Below are 18249 nucleotides of genomic sequence, written 5' to 3'. Positions count from 1 at the left end.
ATTTACCAATGCAAAGATACTAATTTTAAAGCTAATCACAACATGGATAGTGGAGTGTTGGAAAACAAATTGGTTGTATTTACCAATGCAAAGATACTAATTTTAAAGCTAATCACAACACCATCGATACACTTAAGAAAATGAATGATGTTGTATTTACCAATGCAAAGATACTAATTTTAAAGCTAATCACAACATATTAAATATTGTTTGTGATAATGGTATAGTTGTATTTACCAATGCAAAGATACTAATTTTAAAGCTAATCACAACAATTAAACGCATTTATTTCTCATTTAGAACGTTGTATTTACCAATGCAAAGATACTAATTTTAAAGCTAATCACAACTTTTCATCAGATATATTATAATCTTCAAATGTTGTATTTACCAATGCAAAGATACTAATTTTAAAGCTAATCACAACCCTGTAGATACAAGCTTATCTGGTGATTATGTTGTATTTACCAATGCAAAGATACTAATTTTAAAGCTAATCACAACTACAAATGCAAGTCAAGTAGGACGCAGCAGTTGTATTTACCAATGCAAAGATACTAATTTTAAAGCTAATCACAACCCACATTTGGCATGTCTTTATACTTATCAAGTTGTATTTACCAATGCAAAGATACTAATTTTAAAGCTAATCACAACGACAAAGTAAAAGTTGAAATGACTGCCGAGGTTGTATTTACCAATGCAAAGATACTAATTTTAAAGCTAATCACAACGGCTATGATGCGTTTGTTGTACTGGAGTTCGTTGTATTTACCAATGCAAAGATACTAATTTTAAAGCTAATCACAACGACGGCATCAATGCGATGCAGTGGGCAAGGGTTGTATTTACCAATGCAAAGATACTAATTTTAAAGCTAATCACAACCCACCGTGCGGTGGCGAGCGTAGGCTTCGAGTTGTATTTACCAATGCAAAGATACTAATTTTAAAGCTAATCACAACAGGAAACGACAAAACAAAATAGTTATGGGGTTGTATTTACCAATGCAAAGATACTAATTTTAAAGCTAATCACAACTGTTACAGCTACATAACACTCTGAAGCCTGTTGTATTTACCAATGCAAAGATACTAATTTTAAAGCTAATCACAACCCTTTATGAAGATTTTTCTGTGCCGAATTGGTTGTATTTACCAATGCAAAGATACTAATTTTAAAGCTAATCACAACGCTTTTGCAAGGCCATACTCTCAAAGGAACGTTGTATTTACCAATGCAAAGATACTAATTTTAAAGCTAATCACAACCTTGGCATTATTCCACGTTCTTTTAATTCAGTTGTATTTACCAATGCAAAGATACTAATTTTAACGTGAGTTCGATATAAGCTCTATGCAATTATCCTGCTTTTATCAATTATCTCTATGTTCATTTCTGGCTTCTTTGGCAACAGATTGTATGCAATGAGTCCTGCTATCAGATTTGTTGCAAAGTTATCAAAAGAGCGATGTCTGGTGTGTTCTATCTGACATACATTCTTCAGTTCATCGTTCACTGTCTCAATGACAGAACGTTTTCTGAGCAACAACTTATCATACAGGCTCATCAGTGAGTTCTTCATGTTCTTCTTTATCTTGGTCACCAAATGTATATTGTCCACAAAGAGCATCTCAAAGAGGTTCTGACTGATATACCCCCTGTCTGCAAAGAGTTTTCCAAACAACCTCTCGGTGAAGCGTTTATCCTTCAATGGCTCCCTGTCATCTACGTTTCCTGGCGTGAGCTTCCACTGGATAATCTCTCCCTTGTCATTGATGACAAGATGTAGCTTGAATCCGTAGAACCAGCCCATGGTGCACTTTCCCTTTGCCGCCCAGCCCCTCATGGTCCTGTGCTGCCGCTCACGCTTGATGTGGCAGGAAGCCAGTGGTGTGGAATCAATGATGGATATGCTTGAACACTTGCCCAGTGCACATGTCTGGAGAAACAGCAACAGGTGCAGTGCGACCTGTGCCTGCCGCTCGACGAAGCGGTTGTAGGAAATCCGATGTGGGAACTCTCCACGCATATGCTGGCAGATATAGCCCAGATAGAAGGACTTTAGGTCTCGGAAACGGTGGGTGTGGAACAGGACCAGAATGGTCATGATTTCACTGTCCGACATACGGGAAGCACGGTTGCGGTGCCGCTTGCCGGGTACCTGAAGCGTATGTTTTTTCAACTCAGGAGTAAAATACTTGCAAAAATCGTCGAATATACAGAATATTTCTATTAAATTTGTATCAGTCATAGGAGTGGGTATTTGTTTGTAACTCTTTTATTTACAAGTATAAAGGTACAAAAAATACTCCACTCCTACAACTTTTAAAACAACTTTCTTATATCGAACTCACGTTAATTTTAAAGCTAATCACAACACAGGAACTACAAGGGCATAAAGTGGACGAGTTGTATTTACCAATGCAAAGATACTAATTTTAAAGCTAATCACAACAGGCAAGACGGTTATTTTCAGCGTCTTTGTGTTGTATTTACCAATGCAAAGATACTAATTTTAAAGCTAATCACAACTAAAACAACGTGGGGGCGTGTATAGCCCCCGTTGTATTTACCAATGCAAAGATACTAATTTTAAAGCTAATCACAACAAGGAGTAACACATTATGAAAATGGAAGTTGTTGTATTTACCAATGCAAAGATACTAATTTTAAAGCTAATCACAACGTGTATAGTTTTCAATAAAATTTCAGAGGGGTTGTATTTACCAATGCAAAGATACTAATTTTAAAGCTAATCACAACCTCTGGCATCATTATAAGCACCTAGGATATCGTTGTATTTACCAATGCAAAGATACTAATTTTAAAGCTAATCACAACGTATTAGGTTTTTTAGGTACTGAATACGTTGTTGTATTTACCAATGCAAAGATACTAATTTTAAAGCTAATCACAACACACGGCTGTAGACACGCTCACATCATTGGGTTGTATTTACCAATGCAAAGATACTAATTTTAAAGCTAATCACAACGGGTTTTAACCCGATTCCTTTACACAACAAGTTGTATTTACCAATGCAAAGATACTAATTTTAAAGCTAATCACAACAGCCTGGAGGATATTATAGCACCATTGCTAGTTGTATTTACCAATGCAAAGATACTAATTTTAAAGCTAATCACAACAGGCAGATAGTAGTTCTTCTTATTGTGGGTGTTGTATTTGCCAATGCAAAGATACTAATTTTAAAGCTAATCACAACAATTTGTTTAGGTGATTATATATAATACTACCCCTACTTTTATAATTGTACAATTCAGACAGCTGTTTTTTTTTGTAATATTTGTTAAATCTCATCAGCTTACTCTTCTTACCTGCTATAAGTAAAGAAAACGTAGTTTTCTATGAACAATTACTTTAATACATCTTGAAATATAGATTAGTGTTCCAATACAGTTACTTCGACTATTCGCCTCAACATGGATGGTCGGTAGTAGCTGTATACTGTAAGGTGTTTCAAGTAATATTATCGTTCATAGAAACTACGTTTTATTTTAGGCGACAGGCATAGCGTTGATGATACAGCTCAACCTACTTTTGTAGCCATTCTTCTATATAAACCTTGAGTAGAATAATCTTTAAGAAAGTTTATGTTAATACCTTTTCGCAAAGAATTTGTAATGTTCAAATAGAGATAACGCTCTAAAAAGATTAACGTATTAAACACTAATTTACCATATTCCCAAAAGTCATCAAAGTTACTCATTCCAAAGAACAAAACGCTTTGGAATATGAGAAACTTTACATTGAAATTCAATTCCCTGTTCGATTTGCAAGCAGCATTTCCAACGGAAAAGTCCTGCATTAGATTTCTTGAGCAAATCCGCTGGAATGGAAATGTCATTTCTCCTTTCTCCCCTGCCTCAAAAGTATATAAGAGAAATGACGGCTCATACAGATGTAAGAACTCTGGTAAGAACTTCAACGCAAGGATTGGAACTATCTTTGAAAGTTCGAAACTACCATTAAAAAAATGGTTTATGGCTATCTATATGCTTACTTCCAATAAGAAAGGTGTTTCTTCCATGCAACTCGCTAAAGACATACACATAACACAGAAGACAGCCTGGTTCCTGACACAACGCATACGTGAGACTTTTACAAAACGGATATCGGATAAACTTACAGGTGAAGTGGAATTTGACGAGACGTTTGTTGGCGGAAAGAACAAGAACCGTCATTGGAACAAGAAAGCTAAGAAATGCCAAGGCAGGTCTTTTGTTGATAAAGTTCCTGTATTAGGTATGCTTGAACGTGGCGGCAGAGTCATTTGCAAAGTCGTTCGGAATATATCTTACAAACAGCTTACAGCTCCGATACTTAGAAACGTAGAAAGAAATGTAATGCTCTATATGGACGAGTAGGTTGGGTATAAGACCATTCAAAAAGTATATAGGTATGCTGTTGTTGACCACGGACATGGTATTTACGTTGCTGATGGTGGGGTTTATACAAACACCATTGAGGCTTTCTGGAGTAACTACTGCAAACGAGCTATCATAGGAACTTACAACTATCTTAGCAGGAAACACGTGCAAAGATACTTTGACGAGTTTTCTTTCAGATACAACACCCGCAGGGTTAAAGAATATGAACGCTTTGGAGATTATTTTCTTCACCTTGGCGGTCATATTACATACAACCAGTTAATTCAGAAGTTATGAGTAAAAAGAAAGAAGAATGGAATCCGCTTGATACGATGTCTGAAGAATATATGAAGAGTATTAAGTCGGATGTTGATTTCAGTGAAGCTGTATCTAAATGTTTGAAGAAAAGAAAGCCTCATAGGTCTTAGTTTTGCAAGGAACTTAGTATTAAGTTCAAAAGATTTTGTATATTTGCATCAGAATTTAGAAATTTGGACGTGCTTTATACTCGTTAAAATCGCCAATTTGAACCTGTAAGTATGTACGTACAAGCACAGACAACCCTTTACATGGGCTGTTATCTGTGTGTACATACTGGTGTTTGGCGATACCATACGAGTTGCATGGGTGCAGTCCATGTTTCTTTTATTCTATAACATTGTTCAACTCGTAAAAATTCGCTATTTATGAAGAAACGTCTTTTATTATTCGTCATGACGACTTGTTTGGTAATTCCGTCATTCGGTCAGAAACGTAAGACTTACAGAAAGTCTAATCCCAAAACGCAGGTTAAAAGTGCAGCATCTCATGCTAAAAATGCCGTTATGGGGATTGGCTTAGGATTGGAAACCTATCGCATTACTTTTGGCACTTATGGTGGCTGGATCACTTTCATCTCAGGCTATGCTCCTAAGCACTCTACATCTTTAAGTGGAGAACTATTGGAAACGAAAAAAGAAATTCGCCGTTTAGATGAGGGAAATATAGAAGCTGGTAAACGCTTTATTACCAATCTTGTCAGAAATTGTGGAATCCGAAGTGCGCTTAATCAAATCTACAACCTTTGGGAGTTTACCAGTCCTGAATGGAATTGGATAGAAAAGATAGCATACGATTACCAAAAGCAGTTAGACAAAGAAGATTAAGGTAGTTTTTCTATCTTCAAACCTTTTTTGGGGGTATAGATAAGGTTATTCACAAACAACGCAGAATTATTCTTTGAAGTTATTTTCAAATCCTTACTTTCCGTGTTGTCTATCAAGATACCACTCGTCCCATGCAATAAGTCATAAGTTACACGGCATATTTCAAATACAGAGTTTTTTACTTTAACCGATATATGAAACGTGCCAACTTTCTGTACTATTATATCATAGGTAGTGGTTTGCTGATTGCGAGTAGCCTTATCTTCTATTAACTCTAAAGTTACCTTACGTTTCGGAAATAACGCCTTAAATGCCTTAGTAACATTTCCGTATTATCAGCCTTTAAATCTATTATCAGATGGTTAGAATTTACTTCTCTGAAAATCTTATTTATCTTGGTTTGAACATTTTGTTTGGTCAGACCATGGCTCTTTAATACAGGGGCATGCTTTAACTCTCCAAATAGAGAATTGACGCTTATCTCTGATTTTAGAAATTCCTCAGCTTCTTCTACAGAAGAAATATGTATGCTTTTGATTAAATCCATATTTAGATTATAGTTGGATAGTTTAAAAAACAACTGACAGGTTGGCACGGAAATATGATATGATTATCAGAATCTTTATTTGGTATAGTTATTGCAATTATTTAGCAAGGTATCATAGGCACTTGCTTGCCGAAAACCTAATAGTATGCAACGTTTCTACTAATCTTTCGATATAAGATAGTGGAGCTTCAACTCCATTATAAAAGGGGGAGTTCACATGTCAAATTTTAGAAATTTAATCTATGGGAATTAAACCAGGACCAAAAAGAATTGCTGTTACAACAGGAAAGCCTGACAGACGTCAAAGAGACAATAAGCAGACACCTGGAAATACACCTTCTTTGAAACCTCATATTCATAAGAAAGGGGATTAAAAATGGATGTCTAACAAAGACATCCATGAAATGAAATATAAAACACCTTTACCCTACCGCAATAGGGGTAAGAGTCTTATCAAAGCTACTGTTATTTTGATACCATAACGGTAGCTTTTCTTTATAAACTCTGTTATAATAACGTGCTATTAGTTGATTTATTATATCAAGTATAAGATTATAGATGTTACAACATAAAAGGTATGGTTTCGTTGCACAACACTACCCTATAAGCTTGCAAGAAGCTATGAACGAAGCACTTATGGTAGCACGCAAATAATGGCGTTATTTGCAAATAAATAATTTGAAGTGCAGAAAAGTGCCCGTAATTCGGAAGTTGAGGCTTTGAAATTTAACAGTTCCGGAGTCGTTTTAACGAATATTCAGACTTTAACAAATGAAGGTATGCAACCACTGAAAATAAAACACGCTACATTCAAAGCTGCTTATATAGCGAAAGAAGATAATTAGGTAGTAAAACTTGATTAATCCTATTTTTTGCCGTACCTTTGTCCCCAAAGTATAGAAAATGAATGTTTTAAGCGTTGTTTCCAAAGTTTTAGAGAAAGTAAGCTACCCTATCAGGAGCAATTTCTGCTTTTTCTTCTTTATGTATCTCGTTGGTATCGTTGTTTCTTATGCGGAACTTCCTACCAATCGAGAGGACGCATCGGTATATGGAAACTTATGGTTGGAACTGTTTTTCGACCTATACATCGTCTGCATTCTTCTTTCGCTGATACCCAAACGCATACGCTGCTGGGTGGTTGGAGCGTTTTATATCATCGCCTACGCCACAAGCATAGCCGACCTTTTCTGTTGGGTTAAATTCCAATCGTCCCTCAATCCGTCGATGTTGCTATTGGCAGCAGAAACCGACAAGCGCGAGGCAAGCGAGTTTTTCAGCAGCTATATCAATTCCGAAATACTCGCATCAAGCGTCGGTTTGCTGCTGCTCATCATTGTAATGCAGTGTTTGGTCGCAGTATGGAATATCTACCGCAAGCGCAAAGGCGTAAAATATCCAGTACAGCTAAATATCTTAAAAGAGAAAAGTGCCCATTTCATCGGGATAATCGCACTCGTTTTCTTCGTTGTTTCGGCAATTTCGTCGTACCACAACAAGCGTGAAATGGTGCAAATGTTCTCGTTGAAAACGATTGGAGATGTGGAACACGAACTTACGACACCCGATTGTGCAACGTTCTATACGCCTGTCTATCGACTTATATTCAGTCTTTATGCCAACCATTTGGCTGCACAGCAAATCGACAGATTGGTAGAAGCGAAAGACCGCGCTACGGTTCAGAGTTGCACCTTCGATGCAAAAAACATCGTGTTAATCATCGGCGAAAGTATGGGTCCGCATCATTCGCAACAATATGGCTACTTTATGAATACCACGCCACGCCAAGTTGCTTTGGAGAAATCGGGACTTCTTGTGCCTTTCAGCGATGTTGTAGCCCCGTGGAACCTTACGAGTTTCGTATTCAAGAATATTTTTTCGATGCACGTTGTAGGGCAGAAAGGCGAGTGGTGCGACTATCCGCTCTTCCCACAGCTCTTCCGCAAGGCAGGCTACCACGTGTCTTTCGTTACCAACCAGTTCCTTCCGCAAGCCAAAGAGGCAGTCTACGACTTCAGTGGCGGTTTTTTCCTGAACCACAAGGAGTTGTCTGAGTCAATGTTCGACACACGCAACACACGCCTGCACACATTCGACGACGGATTGCTTGCCGACTACGACAACAAGCTGAAGGCAGAAAACAAAGAAAATAACTTGATTATATTCCATCTCATCGGCAGCCACGTGTCGTACAACCGACGTTATCCGAAAAGCCGAAAGCATTTCAAAGCCGCAGATTATGAGCAAAAACGCCCAGAACTAACGAAGCAACGCCGCTATATGCTGGCACACTATGACAATGCAATCTTGTACAACGACTCGATAGTAGACCAAATAGTGAAACGCTTTGCCAACGAAGAAGCAGTGGTTATCTATATGCCCGACCACGGCGAAGAGTGTTTTGAAGGCAACCGAGGCATTATATGCCGCAACCATTCTGCCGAGATTGATTACGATTTGGCACGCTACGAGTTTGCAGTTCCGTTCTGGATATACTGCTCGCCAAAATATATTGAAAAACACCCGAAGGTGTTTGAACAAATAAAAGCGGTAAGGCATAAACGCTTTATTACCGACGCCTTGCCCCACTTGCTGCTCCATTTGGGAGGCATAAAGGCAAAAGACTATCGCAGCGAGTACGACATTCTGAGTCCGCAATACAACGAGAAGCGTCCACGAATACTCAAGAACCAAACGAACTACGATGATTTGGTGGCTGAACATAAACGAAAAGCAGCGATGAAACCGTAGATTTTTAAAGATTACAAGCAATAAAAATGGATAGTAACACTAACAGTTCTGCCCGCAAAGGCATAGTCGATAAGATGCTGAACCGCACGGAATGCAACATCTTGCGAGGCATTGCCATTGTCGGTATAGTGCTTCATAACTACTGCCATTGGCTTCGCCCTATCGTAAAAGAGAACGAATACCAATTCAACCAACACAATGTGGACTGGTTCAACAACGTTATGGCACACGGTTTCAACGAACGCACGTTTTTCCATCTGCTATCATTCTTTGGTCATTACGGCGTGCCCATTTTCCTTTTCCTATCAGCTTACGGCTTGGTAATGAAGTATGAAGGTGCAAAAACACAAAGCCTTCCCGACAGCGGCAGCACAAACGAGCCAAATGCGCTTAGCTTTTTGCGCTACCATTGGCTGAAACTCTTCCGTATGATGATAGTTGGCTTTGCAGCTTTCGTATTAGTCGATGCCATGACCGAGGGGCAACACCATTACGAAGTGATGGACATTGTGGCACAAATGGGTTTGTTCAACAACCTTCTGCCCAATCCCGACGATATTATATGGCCTGGTCCGTACTGGTTTTTTGGCTTAATGCTTCAGCTATACATCGTCTACCGCTTGTTTTTATACAGAAAAGGCTGGACACGAGTGGTGGCTTTCATTGCTGTTTGCACCATTATCGAACTGCTGTGCGAACCTAATGGCGAGCCATTAAACCGTTGGCGGTACAATTTTGTCGGTGGAATGTTGCCTTTTGGCTTGGGTTTGCTTTATGCAAAGTATATGCGGAACGTGTCTTTGCGCATTTATGGGGCAACGTTTATAGTCTCGCTACTCCTCATTCGGTTTGGCAGCAACCACTTTTTCACGTGGCTTTTCGTGCCTATGTTTGTGTGTTCGGCAGGTGTCAGCTTTGTCAAGCTGCTTTCGTATTGGAACACACGCTATCCCAAATACACTTTTGGAATAGCAAAAACTTTCGATTGGTTGGGCGTTATATCGGCAGCACTGTTTATCTCGCACCCCATTACACGAAAAATAATTATCCCTATATCGCGCGGTGGCGACTATTGGACGGGGCTTTTGCTCTACATCATTGCTTCCGTCTGCGTGGCGTGGTTGTTCAAGGAAATAATGAGGCGTGTGCCTTCACCAAAATTGTGAAATGAAAAGAAAAGAAATAGAACTTGCAAACATTAGTCGGTTTCGTGGCGAACTGATGGGCTTGGCGATATTGTTCGTTATGCTTTTCCACGTTGGAGTGCCACGCACAGATATGTTCTTTGGTCTTCGGCGTATGGGAAACATCGGTGTCGATATGTTTTTCTTCCTTAGCGGTGTCGGACTTTGGTATTCGTGGACGAAAAATGCCGATGCTATGCAATTCCTTAGGAAACGACTCCTGCGCATTTATCCTGCGTGGCTTATCGTGGCATCGCTGTATTACATACCCGATTTCCTCTCTCTCGCTTGGGTACAGCACAGCGGACACAGTACAAATATCATCGATTTAATCGGAGATATTGCGATAAATTGGGATTTTTGGCTACACGACGAACTTACCTTTTGGTACATTCCTGCAGCCATGATGCTGTATTTGGTTACACCTGCTTACCTGTCGCTCATCATAAAGCACCCAACCTACCGATGGATTCCTGCACTTATGATAGCTTGGTGCGTAGTTGTACAGTACGTTTCGCCTATCCACGAGGCTGTTGGACACATCGAAATATTCTGGAGTCGTGTACCTATTTACTTCATCGGGCTGAACTTTGGAGCGGCAGTAAAAGAAAAAAGAACACTGGAAGGCAGTTCCATTTGGCTCATACTATTGACGTTTGCAGGTATGCTTGCAGCTTGTATCTATTTGGAACAGGCACGACACGGACGCTTTCCGCTATTCTTGGAACGTATGTTGTATATTCCGCTCACCATAACAGGCATATTGCTGCTTTGCATCGCATTAGACAAGTGGTCAGGCAAACGCCTACACAAAGCACTTGTATTCGTGGGCAGCATAAGTTTAGAGATATATTTGCTGCACAACCACTTCATACTTATCTACATCGAACAGCTTGGGTGGCACTATTGGGCAAAGTTTCTTGCAACGCTTGCAATAGTTTTACCCTTCGCATGGCTTCTACACAAAGGAGTGGAGAAGATAACAATGAAAATAGAAAGGAGTTAGGAAAATGAAGGAAATTATCAGGTTAATACGACCGCATCAGTGGATTAAGAATCTCGTTGTGCTGTTTCCCATCTTCTTTGGTAAGGCTTTGGGAAACATAGAATCGCTCTACGAAGGTTGCATCACGATGATTGCATTCTCGTTTATCGCTTCTTCTATCTACTGTCTGAACGATATTGTTGATGTAGCCGACGACCGTCGCCACCCTAAAAAGTGCAATCGTCCTTTGGCATCGGGCAAGATAAGCATCGCACAAGGTTATGCCATTATGAGCATAATGGTGATTTTATCGATGGTTTCGCTACTTTTTCTACCCCAACAGCGCATAGAAACGGGCGGAGTCATCGGCTTTTATTGGGCTTTGAACGTTGCCTACTGTTTGTATTTAAAGCAACACGCCATTATTGATGTTTGTATTGTGGCGTTTGGTTTCGTATTGCGCATTCAGGCAGGAGGTATGGCAACCGACATACGACTGAGCAAATGGATTGTGCTGATGACCTTCCTGCTTATGCTTTTCCTCTCGTTTGCCAAACGCCGCGACGATGTCTTGCGTATGAACGAAACAGGCGAAGCACCAAGAAAGAACACCATTCGCTACAATCTGACGTTCATTAATCAAGCCATTACCATAACGGCAAGTGTTACTTTGGTATGCTACATTATGTACACTGTAAGCCCTGAAACAATTGCGAACTTCCATACAGAGAACCTTTACTTAACAAGTGTCTTCGTTCTCTTGGGACTGCTGCGCTATATACAGATTGCCGTGGTGGACAAGAAAAGCGGCGACCCAACGAAAGTTATCCTCCACGACCGTTTCATACAGTTCATTGTATTGGGCTTTGGACTTACGTTCCTCATTATAATATATTTCTTGTAGTATGAAAGTATATGCCTTCGACTTCGACGGAACACTGACGAAAAAGGATACATTCGTCGAGTTCATCGAATTTTCCAAAGGATTTGGGAAAGCTTTCTGGGGCTTCTTCCTATTTTCACCTATCCTTGTATTGATGAAACTACGACTTTACCCGAACTGGAAAGCTAAGCAACGTGTGTTCTCGTGGTTCTTCAAAGGAATGGAGATAGACGAGTTTAACAGACTTTGCAAAGATTTTGCAAACGAAAAACAAGGCATTATGCGGCAAAGTGGACTGAAAACGGTTCGCAAAGCATTGAACGAGGGAGATAGTGTAATTATCATTACCGCCAGCATAGAGAACTGGGTGAAACCGTTTTTTGAGGAATTTGGCGATAAAATCAGAGTGGAAGGAACACAGATAGACGTTCGATTAGGTACCATAACAGGTCAATTCCTTACAAAAAACTGCTATGGAAAAGAAAAGATGAAACGACTGAAAAGTGCCTTTCCATATAGAGAAGCTTACGAGTTGATAGCTTTTGGCGACAGTAAAGGCGACCGCTACTTACTGAAAGAAGCGGATAAAAGTTATTATAAGCCTTTTCGGGGGAGAAAGAACGAAAATTACGGTGAAATCGTTCGTTTTGGCATAGTGGGTGTTTTAGCTACTGCTCTCCAATATGGCATATATCTTTTATTGATAAAATGGATAGAACCACGAATTTCTAACACGGTGGGCTATCTTCTGAGCTTCATCTTTAACTATATCGCCTCAACCAAATTCACATTCAAAGTTAAATCCACAGCAAAAAAAGGAGCAGGTTTTACATTTGCACACATTATTAATTATGGACTACAAACGATTTTTCTAACCCTTTTCCTTTGGCTTGGGTTGCCTAAAAACATTGCAATGATACCTGTTTTTGGTATCTGTGTTCCCATAAACTTCATATTGGTGCGTTTGTTCCTAAAGCGGAAATAATATCATTATACACTAAAGAGTTACCCAACAATACTTGGAAAATATATTATAAATGTGTAACTTTGCAGACTTTAAATAAGGAAGAATGTCTGTACTTGGTATTTTTGCAGTAAAAAAAGAAGAACGTTTGTTAGCATTTGCTATGCTTTTTGTCTTCTTGGCTTTCAATGCACTGCTCATAAGTAGCCACTTTGGCGTCTATACAATGGGGGCACACGGAGGTTTTTGGTCGTTGTTTACCAAGAATTTCCGTATGTCTGGCTATGACAACTGGTCGTGGATAACCATCTCTTGTATGCGCGTCCACTTCGAAACCATTCGCCACCCACTGTTTCTAACGCTGCTTTACCCGCTATATTGGCTGAATCACTGGCTTATAAATGCTGTAGGCATCAACTTTGCAGTATTCTTTATGGCGATAATCATTGTCTTTTCAGCATTCTATTCTGTTATCTTCACCTATCGTATTCTGCGTGAAGTGCTTGAATTGCAACGAAAAGACGCCACGTTGCTCACACTTTTCCTATTCTCGTTTGGGCATATCCTGGTGCCAGCAATGGTTCCCGACCATTTTATAATATCGCTTATGCTACTTACAATGACCCTTTACATTGCAGGAATACGGCAAAAACAAGGTAAGTTCATCAATGCATGGCAATCTTTTCTCTTGATATTCTTTACCGCAGGAATGGCTGCTTCCAATGCAGGAAAGACTATCTTGGCAGGTCTTTTCACGAATGGAAGGAAGTTTTTCAGCTTTAAATACCTTACAATCGGCATCATTCTACCATTGGCTTTGCTATTTGGTATTCAGCAAATGCAGTACTACCAAGTAGAAGTTCCGCAAGAAGAAGTTACCAAAAAGATTGTAAGCAACAAGAAAAAGAAACAACCGGGAAAGTTTGAAGCCCATACCAAGAAGCGAAATGCGTGGCTACACGCTCATACGGGACAAGCAGCGAGCAGCGAAGGCATAGGAAAGCTAATGGATATATCTACTTCTCGCACGGAAACACTGATTGAAAACTTCTTCGGCGAGCCAATCCAGCTACATCAAGAATATCTTTTAAAAGACGTTTCGTGGGACCGTCCTATCTTTGTAAAGTATAGTTGGATTGTCAATTATGTTGTCGAAGCACTTATCGTATTGCTGTTTCTGATTGGAATAGTGGCGGGGTGGCGTTACAAATTCATGAAAATGCTTCTGTTATGGTTTGCCTGCGATTTCACATTACACATCATTATGGGGTTCGCAATTAATGAAGTGTATATCATGACAGCAGGTTGGGCTTTCATAATTCCCATTTCCATCGGCTATTTGCTGCGTATTCTTTCACGCCAATCACGTTTTATCTTGCGCATCACACTGGTTCTATTGACAAGTTGGCTATGGGTTTATAATGGCGGACAAATCATTTATTACCTTATTGCATGAACGCTATTGTAGGTTTTCTTACCATTAAAAGAGAAGAACGCCTACCTGTTGGCTTATTCTTCGTATGGCAATTACTTTTGCAAACACTTGCCATAGCGAAATATGTGCCATTATTCACGAAGCCATCAAGCAATTACTACAAGCTATTTGTCGATAATTACCATCTTTCAGGCTTCGATCCGCTTACCTATTTGGTTGTTTCCGATTGGTCGTTGGCCTACGACGTGAACCGTCACCCTTTACTGGCATTCTTCTATTACCCTTTTTCATTATTAAACCAACTGCTCATTCACGCAACAGGAATAAACTTTTCGGTTTATATTGTTGCAGTTGCTTTAATTTTCTTTTCTACCTATGGCTTTGTTCTTATGTTGAGAATACAACGCCATATTATAGGAATTGCTTCCTTTGATTCAGCAATTCTTGCTTTTATCCTTTATTCTTTTTCCCATATTTTATTATCGAGCATAGCCCCCGACCACTTTGTTTTGTCGTTGTTTATGCTTTTGCTAACGCTGTATATTGCAGGAAAACAACTGCAAGAACAGAAAGAAATGAGCATTTGGCAGACTATTCTATTGTTTCTGCTAACTGCTGGCATCTCATTGAATAACGGTTTAAAAGTTTTTCTATCCAATCTTTTCACACGAGGCAAACGATTTTTCACTATAAAAAATATCTTTTTGGCTATCATTTTCCCTGCTGCAGCCATCTTTGCAATAGGCGAATGGCAGCACGAACAGTTCATTGCAGATAAAGTTAAGGCAAGTAAGGTAAAGAAACGCAACGCTATCAAAGCTGAACGCAAGGCAATGTTCGCGGCATTTAGGGACACTACGCACATTAAAGATAGCACAAAGCAGGAGCAAGCCTTCCAAAAAATGTGGAAAGCACATCGCAAAGAAGTGCTTAGAGCAGAAGCCAAGCAACCTCAAAAGGCACATTCGGGCAAGCCTGTAAGCAACAAACGCTTCCTGAACTGGACCGATGTATCTACTTCCCGCACAGAAACAATCGTAGAAAATCTATTTGGCGAATCCATACAATTACACCAAAAACACACTTTGGAAGATGTGATGAAAACCCGTCCTGTAATTGTTACCTACAACTGGATAGCCAATTATGTAGTAGAAGCGTTGATATTCCTCCTTTTCATCGTAGGAATATGGTGCGGACGCCACGTTAAATTCTTGTGGCTATGCCTCTCTTTTGCCGCTTTGGATATAATATTGCACATCGGATTAGGCTTTGGCATCAACGAAGTCTATATTATGACAGCACATTGGATTTACGTCATTCCTCTTTCCATAGCATTTTTCGTTCACAATACTTGTGGCAGAACAAGACAAACGCTACGCATTCTTCTTGTTCTACTTGCAATATATCTCGTTGTTTATAATGTTTCACTGCTCGTTCAGTATCTGTATTTCTAAACTTTAAATGATTATGAAAGCAAGCGTTTCTATCGTCCTATGTACTTACAATGGTGCAAAATACATCAAAGAGCAGTTAGATTCTATACTTGCCCAGACGTATCCACTGCATGAAATCATCGTTCAAGACGACCATTCTACCGATGAAACCACAGAAATTCTTCAAGAATATGCTTGCAAACATAGCTTGATAAAGGTTTTTCAAAACGATTCAGCACAAGGAGTAAATGGCAATTTCCTTTCAGCAATGCAGCGAGCAACAGGCGAATACATAGCTATTTCCGACCAAGACGACATTTGGGAAACAGATAAAATAGAGAATCAGATAAACAGTATCGGCGAAATCCTACTCTGTTCTGGGCTTTCCCGCCCTTTTTCTACTGATGGTTCGTTTGCTTATTTCGACCAAAGGAAACGCAATATACACGCCATTCGTATGTGTTTTCTTTGTCTCCCCGGCCACACGTTGCTCTTTCGCCGTGAGCTTGTAGACATGCTGCCTCCATTAAACCACCCCATTTACAAATACTCTATGTACGATGCAGCCCTTTCCATAACGGCATCTGCACACAAAAGCATCGTATTCATCGATAAAATTCTTGTCAATTTCCGTCGCCATACAGCCGCAACGACCTACAACGATTACAGCAAAAGCCTGCCATCGTGGCGCAATGCCCTACACATACTAAGGTGGGGAATTACCCATTTCAGCGAAACGAGAAAACAAGTGCACCCTCTTTTCGCAGCCAAGTTATCACTATTAAACTATGTGAATGCCGATAACGAAGAAGCAAATGCAGCCAAAAAGATACTTGAATTGGAATTAAAGAACGGTATTTTGCCTTTTATGAAACTACAATACCACTGCATAAAGAACTATAAATACTTGTTCCACACCGAAGGAAAAGGATTTGTCAGGTTGGTTCGAGCTGCCCTCTACCCCATTATGCAGTTAAATATGTACGCTAAATAAAAAGCATAAACAAGGCATAAAATAAGGAAACACACGCATTAAACACTATAAAGTCCAACCTTTACTTTTACTTCTTGCGACGCAAATAGCCTATACACTCATCGAGCATTTTAGACCCTAACAGCTTCATAACGATGAAATAAGCCACAACAGCCAAGCCTATTCGCGCCAACAAAAGCACAATAAGGTTGTGAATGCTGCCCGTAGCCATATAAACCGCAACCATAATAGCAGCCGAAACAAGCATATAAGGCACTATATCGAGCAATACGTCCCACAGACGAAGGGATATTTCGCGATGTGCAAAGTATTGCCAAACAAACAACCAAAGCACCGTAGGCACCGTATAAGCACTCACCATAAACGCCATACCCTTGCTATGGCACAACAAAACAAGCAACAACTGAACCGCAATAAGCGAAGTAGTTACCCACAAATATACATCTGACTTGCCACGACTTATCATTAAGTTCTGATACAACGTATAGAAAGGCAGGAAAGCACCACTGATACAAAGTATGCGAAGCAGCGGAACACTATCTACCCACTTATCGGCAATGAACACAATGATAAACTCGTACGCCACCATACCTAAGCCAAACATTGCTGGAAAAGCCAAAAAAGCGGTGAAACGGAGCATTTTTCGGAATACAAGGACTTGCCTTTCGCGTTCAGCTTTCACTTCTACCAGTATCGGTTGCGCCACTTGCGAGGTGGTTCCCGACACCATTGTGCTCGCCATTGTGTCCCATTTGAACGCCTGCGAGAAGTTTCCAACAGCGTTTGCCGTATAAAGGCGTCCGAAAATGAACGTCAGCAGGTTCTGACCGACAACGTTTACCACCGTCGTAACCAATATTTTATAGCTGAAAGAGAACATACGGCGCACGGGAGCAAAGTCTATCTTCAGCGATGGACGCCACGGAATAAGGAAAAAGCGTCCCAAACTTGTCAGTGTTATATACAACACCTGTTGCCAAGCCAAACTCCAATAGCCATAGCCTCGCAATGCCAACACGATACCGACAATGCCCGAAACAACCAAAGACGATACACGCAAGATGGTTGTTTTCTTTACCATAATGTTCTTAAACAGATATGCCGTCGGCGCAGTGCCGATTGCAGAAAACAGCAAGGAAACAAATAGAAAGCGAGAAAGGTCTATGAGTTCTGGGTGATGAAAGAAATCGGCAATGAGCGGAGCACTAAAGAAGAGCACAATATAAGAGCACCAGCTTACTATCGTGCTGAACCAAAACACAGAATTATAGTCGTTGTCGGTGGGATTCTCAAGGTTTGCAATTGCAGAAGTAAAGCCACTCTCCTGCAATGCCCCTGCTACGGCTGTGAAAACAGCAAGCATTCCCATCAAGCCATAGTCGGAATTAGAAAGCAAACGAGCCAGCAAGATGCCAATGGGCACGTTCAGAATTTGCATTGTACCGTTGTTCAATGCTCCCCAAAACAGTCCTTTTGCTGTTTTCTCCTTTAATGTTTGCTCTGCCATTCTACCGTTATTTTCGCACAAAAACGC

At 40.1% G+C, this 18249-nt stretch carries 12 protein-coding genes, 1 pseudogene and 2 CRISPR repeat arrays (1 of these 15 only partly in view); of the genes and pseudogenes, 10 read left to right on the top strand and 3 right to left on the bottom strand.

Going from position 1 to position 18249, the window contains the following annotated elements:
• Window positions 1-1348: direct repeats of the CRISPR family, unit length 47 nt; unit sequence GTTGTATTTACCAATGCAAAGATACTAATTTTAAAGCTAATCACAAC (it extends 930 nt beyond the left edge of the window).
• Window positions 1349-1354: 6 nt separating this feature from the next.
• Window positions 1355-2254: an IS982 family transposase gene (locus BWX39_RS02560; protein ID WP_076123201.1), complete on the bottom strand. Its 900-nt coding sequence runs from the start codon at window positions 2252-2254 to the stop codon at window positions 1355-1357.
• A gap of 156 nt (window positions 2255-2410) precedes the next feature.
• Window positions 2411-3229: a CRISPR direct-repeat array (repeat unit 47 nt; unit sequence GTTGTATTTACCAATGCAAAGATACTAATTTTAAAGCTAATCACAAC).
• Between the two features lie 529 nt (window positions 3230-3758).
• Here BWX39_RS02560 and BWX39_RS02555 point away from each other — a divergent pair.
• A pseudogene (locus BWX39_RS02555) lies at window positions 3759-4691 on the top strand (IS1595 family transposase).
• Between the two features lie 389 nt (window positions 4692-5080).
• A complete protein-coding gene (locus BWX39_RS02550; RefSeq protein WP_028905615.1) occupies window positions 5081-5539 on the top strand; it encodes a hypothetical protein in 459 nt (152 codons plus the stop codon).
• A 280-nt stretch (window positions 5540-5819) separates the two neighbouring features.
• Here the strand turns inward: BWX39_RS02550 and BWX39_RS02545 are convergent, their stop codons facing one another.
• On the bottom strand, window positions 5820-6086 hold the full coding sequence (locus BWX39_RS02545; RefSeq protein WP_028905616.1) for a hypothetical protein: 267 nt from the start codon (window positions 6084-6086) through the stop codon (window positions 5820-5822).
• A 903-nt stretch (window positions 6087-6989) separates the two neighbouring features.
• On the opposite strand from BWX39_RS02545, the gene BWX39_RS02540 reads away from it, so the two are divergent.
• From BWX39_RS02540 to BWX39_RS02505, 8 genes are all read left to right on the top strand, one after another.
• Complete coding sequence (locus BWX39_RS02540) at window positions 6990-8837, top strand: phosphoethanolamine transferase (RefSeq protein WP_028905617.1); 1848 nt, start codon at window positions 6990-6992, stop codon at window positions 8835-8837.
• A gap of 26 nt (window positions 8838-8863) precedes the next feature.
• On the top strand, window positions 8864-10003 hold the full coding sequence (locus tag BWX39_RS02535; RefSeq protein WP_028905618.1) for an acyltransferase family protein: 1140 nt from the start codon (window positions 8864-8866) through the stop codon (window positions 10001-10003).
• A gap of 1 nt (window position 10004) precedes the next feature.
• Window positions 10005-11027: an acyltransferase family protein gene (locus BWX39_RS02530; protein ID WP_028905619.1), complete on the top strand. Its 1023-nt coding sequence runs from the start codon at window positions 10005-10007 to the stop codon at window positions 11025-11027.
• A 4-nt stretch (window positions 11028-11031) separates the two neighbouring features.
• Window positions 11032-11910: a decaprenyl-phosphate phosphoribosyltransferase gene (locus tag BWX39_RS02525; protein WP_028905620.1), complete on the top strand. Its 879-nt coding sequence runs from the start codon at window positions 11032-11034 to the stop codon at window positions 11908-11910.
• 1 nt (window position 11911) lies between these two features.
• Window positions 11912-12874 carry an HAD-IB family phosphatase gene (locus BWX39_RS02520; protein WP_028905621.1) on the top strand — a complete coding sequence of 321 codons (963 nt, stop codon included), beginning with the start codon at window positions 11912-11914 and terminating at the stop codon, window positions 12872-12874.
• Between the two features lie 85 nt (window positions 12875-12959).
• Window positions 12960-14309, top strand: a complete 1350-nt coding sequence (locus BWX39_RS02515; protein ID WP_028905622.1) for a DUF6080 domain-containing protein — start codon at window positions 12960-12962, stop codon at window positions 14307-14309.
• Window positions 14306-15742, top strand: a complete 1437-nt coding sequence (locus BWX39_RS02510; protein WP_028905623.1) for a DUF6080 domain-containing protein — start codon at window positions 14306-14308, stop codon at window positions 15740-15742. The genes BWX39_RS02515 and BWX39_RS02510 overlap by 4 nt, the downstream gene beginning before the upstream one ends.
• A gap of 13 nt (window positions 15743-15755) precedes the next feature.
• On the top strand, window positions 15756-16715 hold the full coding sequence (locus BWX39_RS02505) for a glycosyltransferase (RefSeq protein ID WP_028905624.1): 960 nt from the start codon (window positions 15756-15758) through the stop codon (window positions 16713-16715).
• Window positions 16716-16782: 67 nt separating this feature from the next.
• On the opposite strand, the gene BWX39_RS02500 is transcribed toward BWX39_RS02505, so the two are convergent.
• Window positions 16783-18222 (bottom strand): lipopolysaccharide biosynthesis protein, encoded by a 1440-nt coding sequence (locus BWX39_RS02500; protein WP_028905625.1) that lies wholly within the window; start codon window positions 18220-18222, stop codon window positions 16783-16785.
• Between the last annotated feature and the right edge of the window lie 27 nt (window positions 18223-18249).

The organism is Prevotella intermedia ATCC 25611 = DSM 20706 (assembly GCF_001953955.1).
Lineage (GTDB): Bacteria > Bacteroidota > Bacteroidia > Bacteroidales > Bacteroidaceae > Prevotella > Prevotella intermedia.
This window is presented reverse-complemented; position numbering and strand designations above follow the sequence as displayed.

What these genes read in the sequence shown, in the direction of transcription:
- BWX39_RS02535 (WP_028905618.1), top strand. Translation starts at nt 8,864, where the DNA reads ATGGATAGTAACACTAACAGTTCTGCCCGCAAAGGCATAGTCGATAAG.
- BWX39_RS02505 (WP_028905624.1), top strand. Translation starts at nt 15,756, where the DNA reads ATGAAAGCAAGCGTTTCTATCGTCCTATGTACTTACAATGGTGCAAAA.
- BWX39_RS02550 (WP_028905615.1), top strand. Translation starts at nt 5,081, where the DNA reads ATGAAGAAACGTCTTTTATTATTCGTCATGACGACTTGTTTGGTAATT.
- BWX39_RS02540 (WP_028905617.1), top strand. Translation starts at nt 6,990, where the DNA reads ATGAATGTTTTAAGCGTTGTTTCCAAAGTTTTAGAGAAAGTAAGCTAC.
- BWX39_RS02520 (WP_028905621.1), top strand. Translation starts at nt 11,912, where the DNA reads ATGAAAGTATATGCCTTCGACTTCGACGGAACACTGACGAAAAAGGAT.
- BWX39_RS02510 (WP_028905623.1), top strand. Translation starts at nt 14,306, where the DNA reads ATGAACGCTATTGTAGGTTTTCTTACCATTAAAAGAGAAGAACGCCTA.
- BWX39_RS02525 (WP_028905620.1), top strand. Translation starts at nt 11,032, where the DNA reads ATGAAGGAAATTATCAGGTTAATACGACCGCATCAGTGGATTAAGAAT.
- BWX39_RS02545 (WP_028905616.1), bottom strand. Translation starts at nt 6,086, where the DNA reads ATGGATTTAATCAAAAGCATACATATTTCTTCTGTAGAAGAAGCTGAG.
- BWX39_RS02530 (WP_028905619.1), top strand. Translation starts at nt 10,005, where the DNA reads ATGAAAAGAAAAGAAATAGAACTTGCAAACATTAGTCGGTTTCGTGGC.
- BWX39_RS02500 (WP_028905625.1), bottom strand. Translation starts at nt 18,222, where the DNA reads ATGGCAGAGCAAACATTAAAGGAGAAAACAGCAAAAGGACTGTTTTGG.
- BWX39_RS02515 (WP_028905622.1), top strand. Translation starts at nt 12,960, where the DNA reads ATGTCTGTACTTGGTATTTTTGCAGTAAAAAAAGAAGAACGTTTGTTA.
- BWX39_RS02560 (WP_076123201.1), bottom strand. Translation starts at nt 2,254, where the DNA reads ATGACTGATACAAATTTAATAGAAATATTCTGTATATTCGACGATTTT.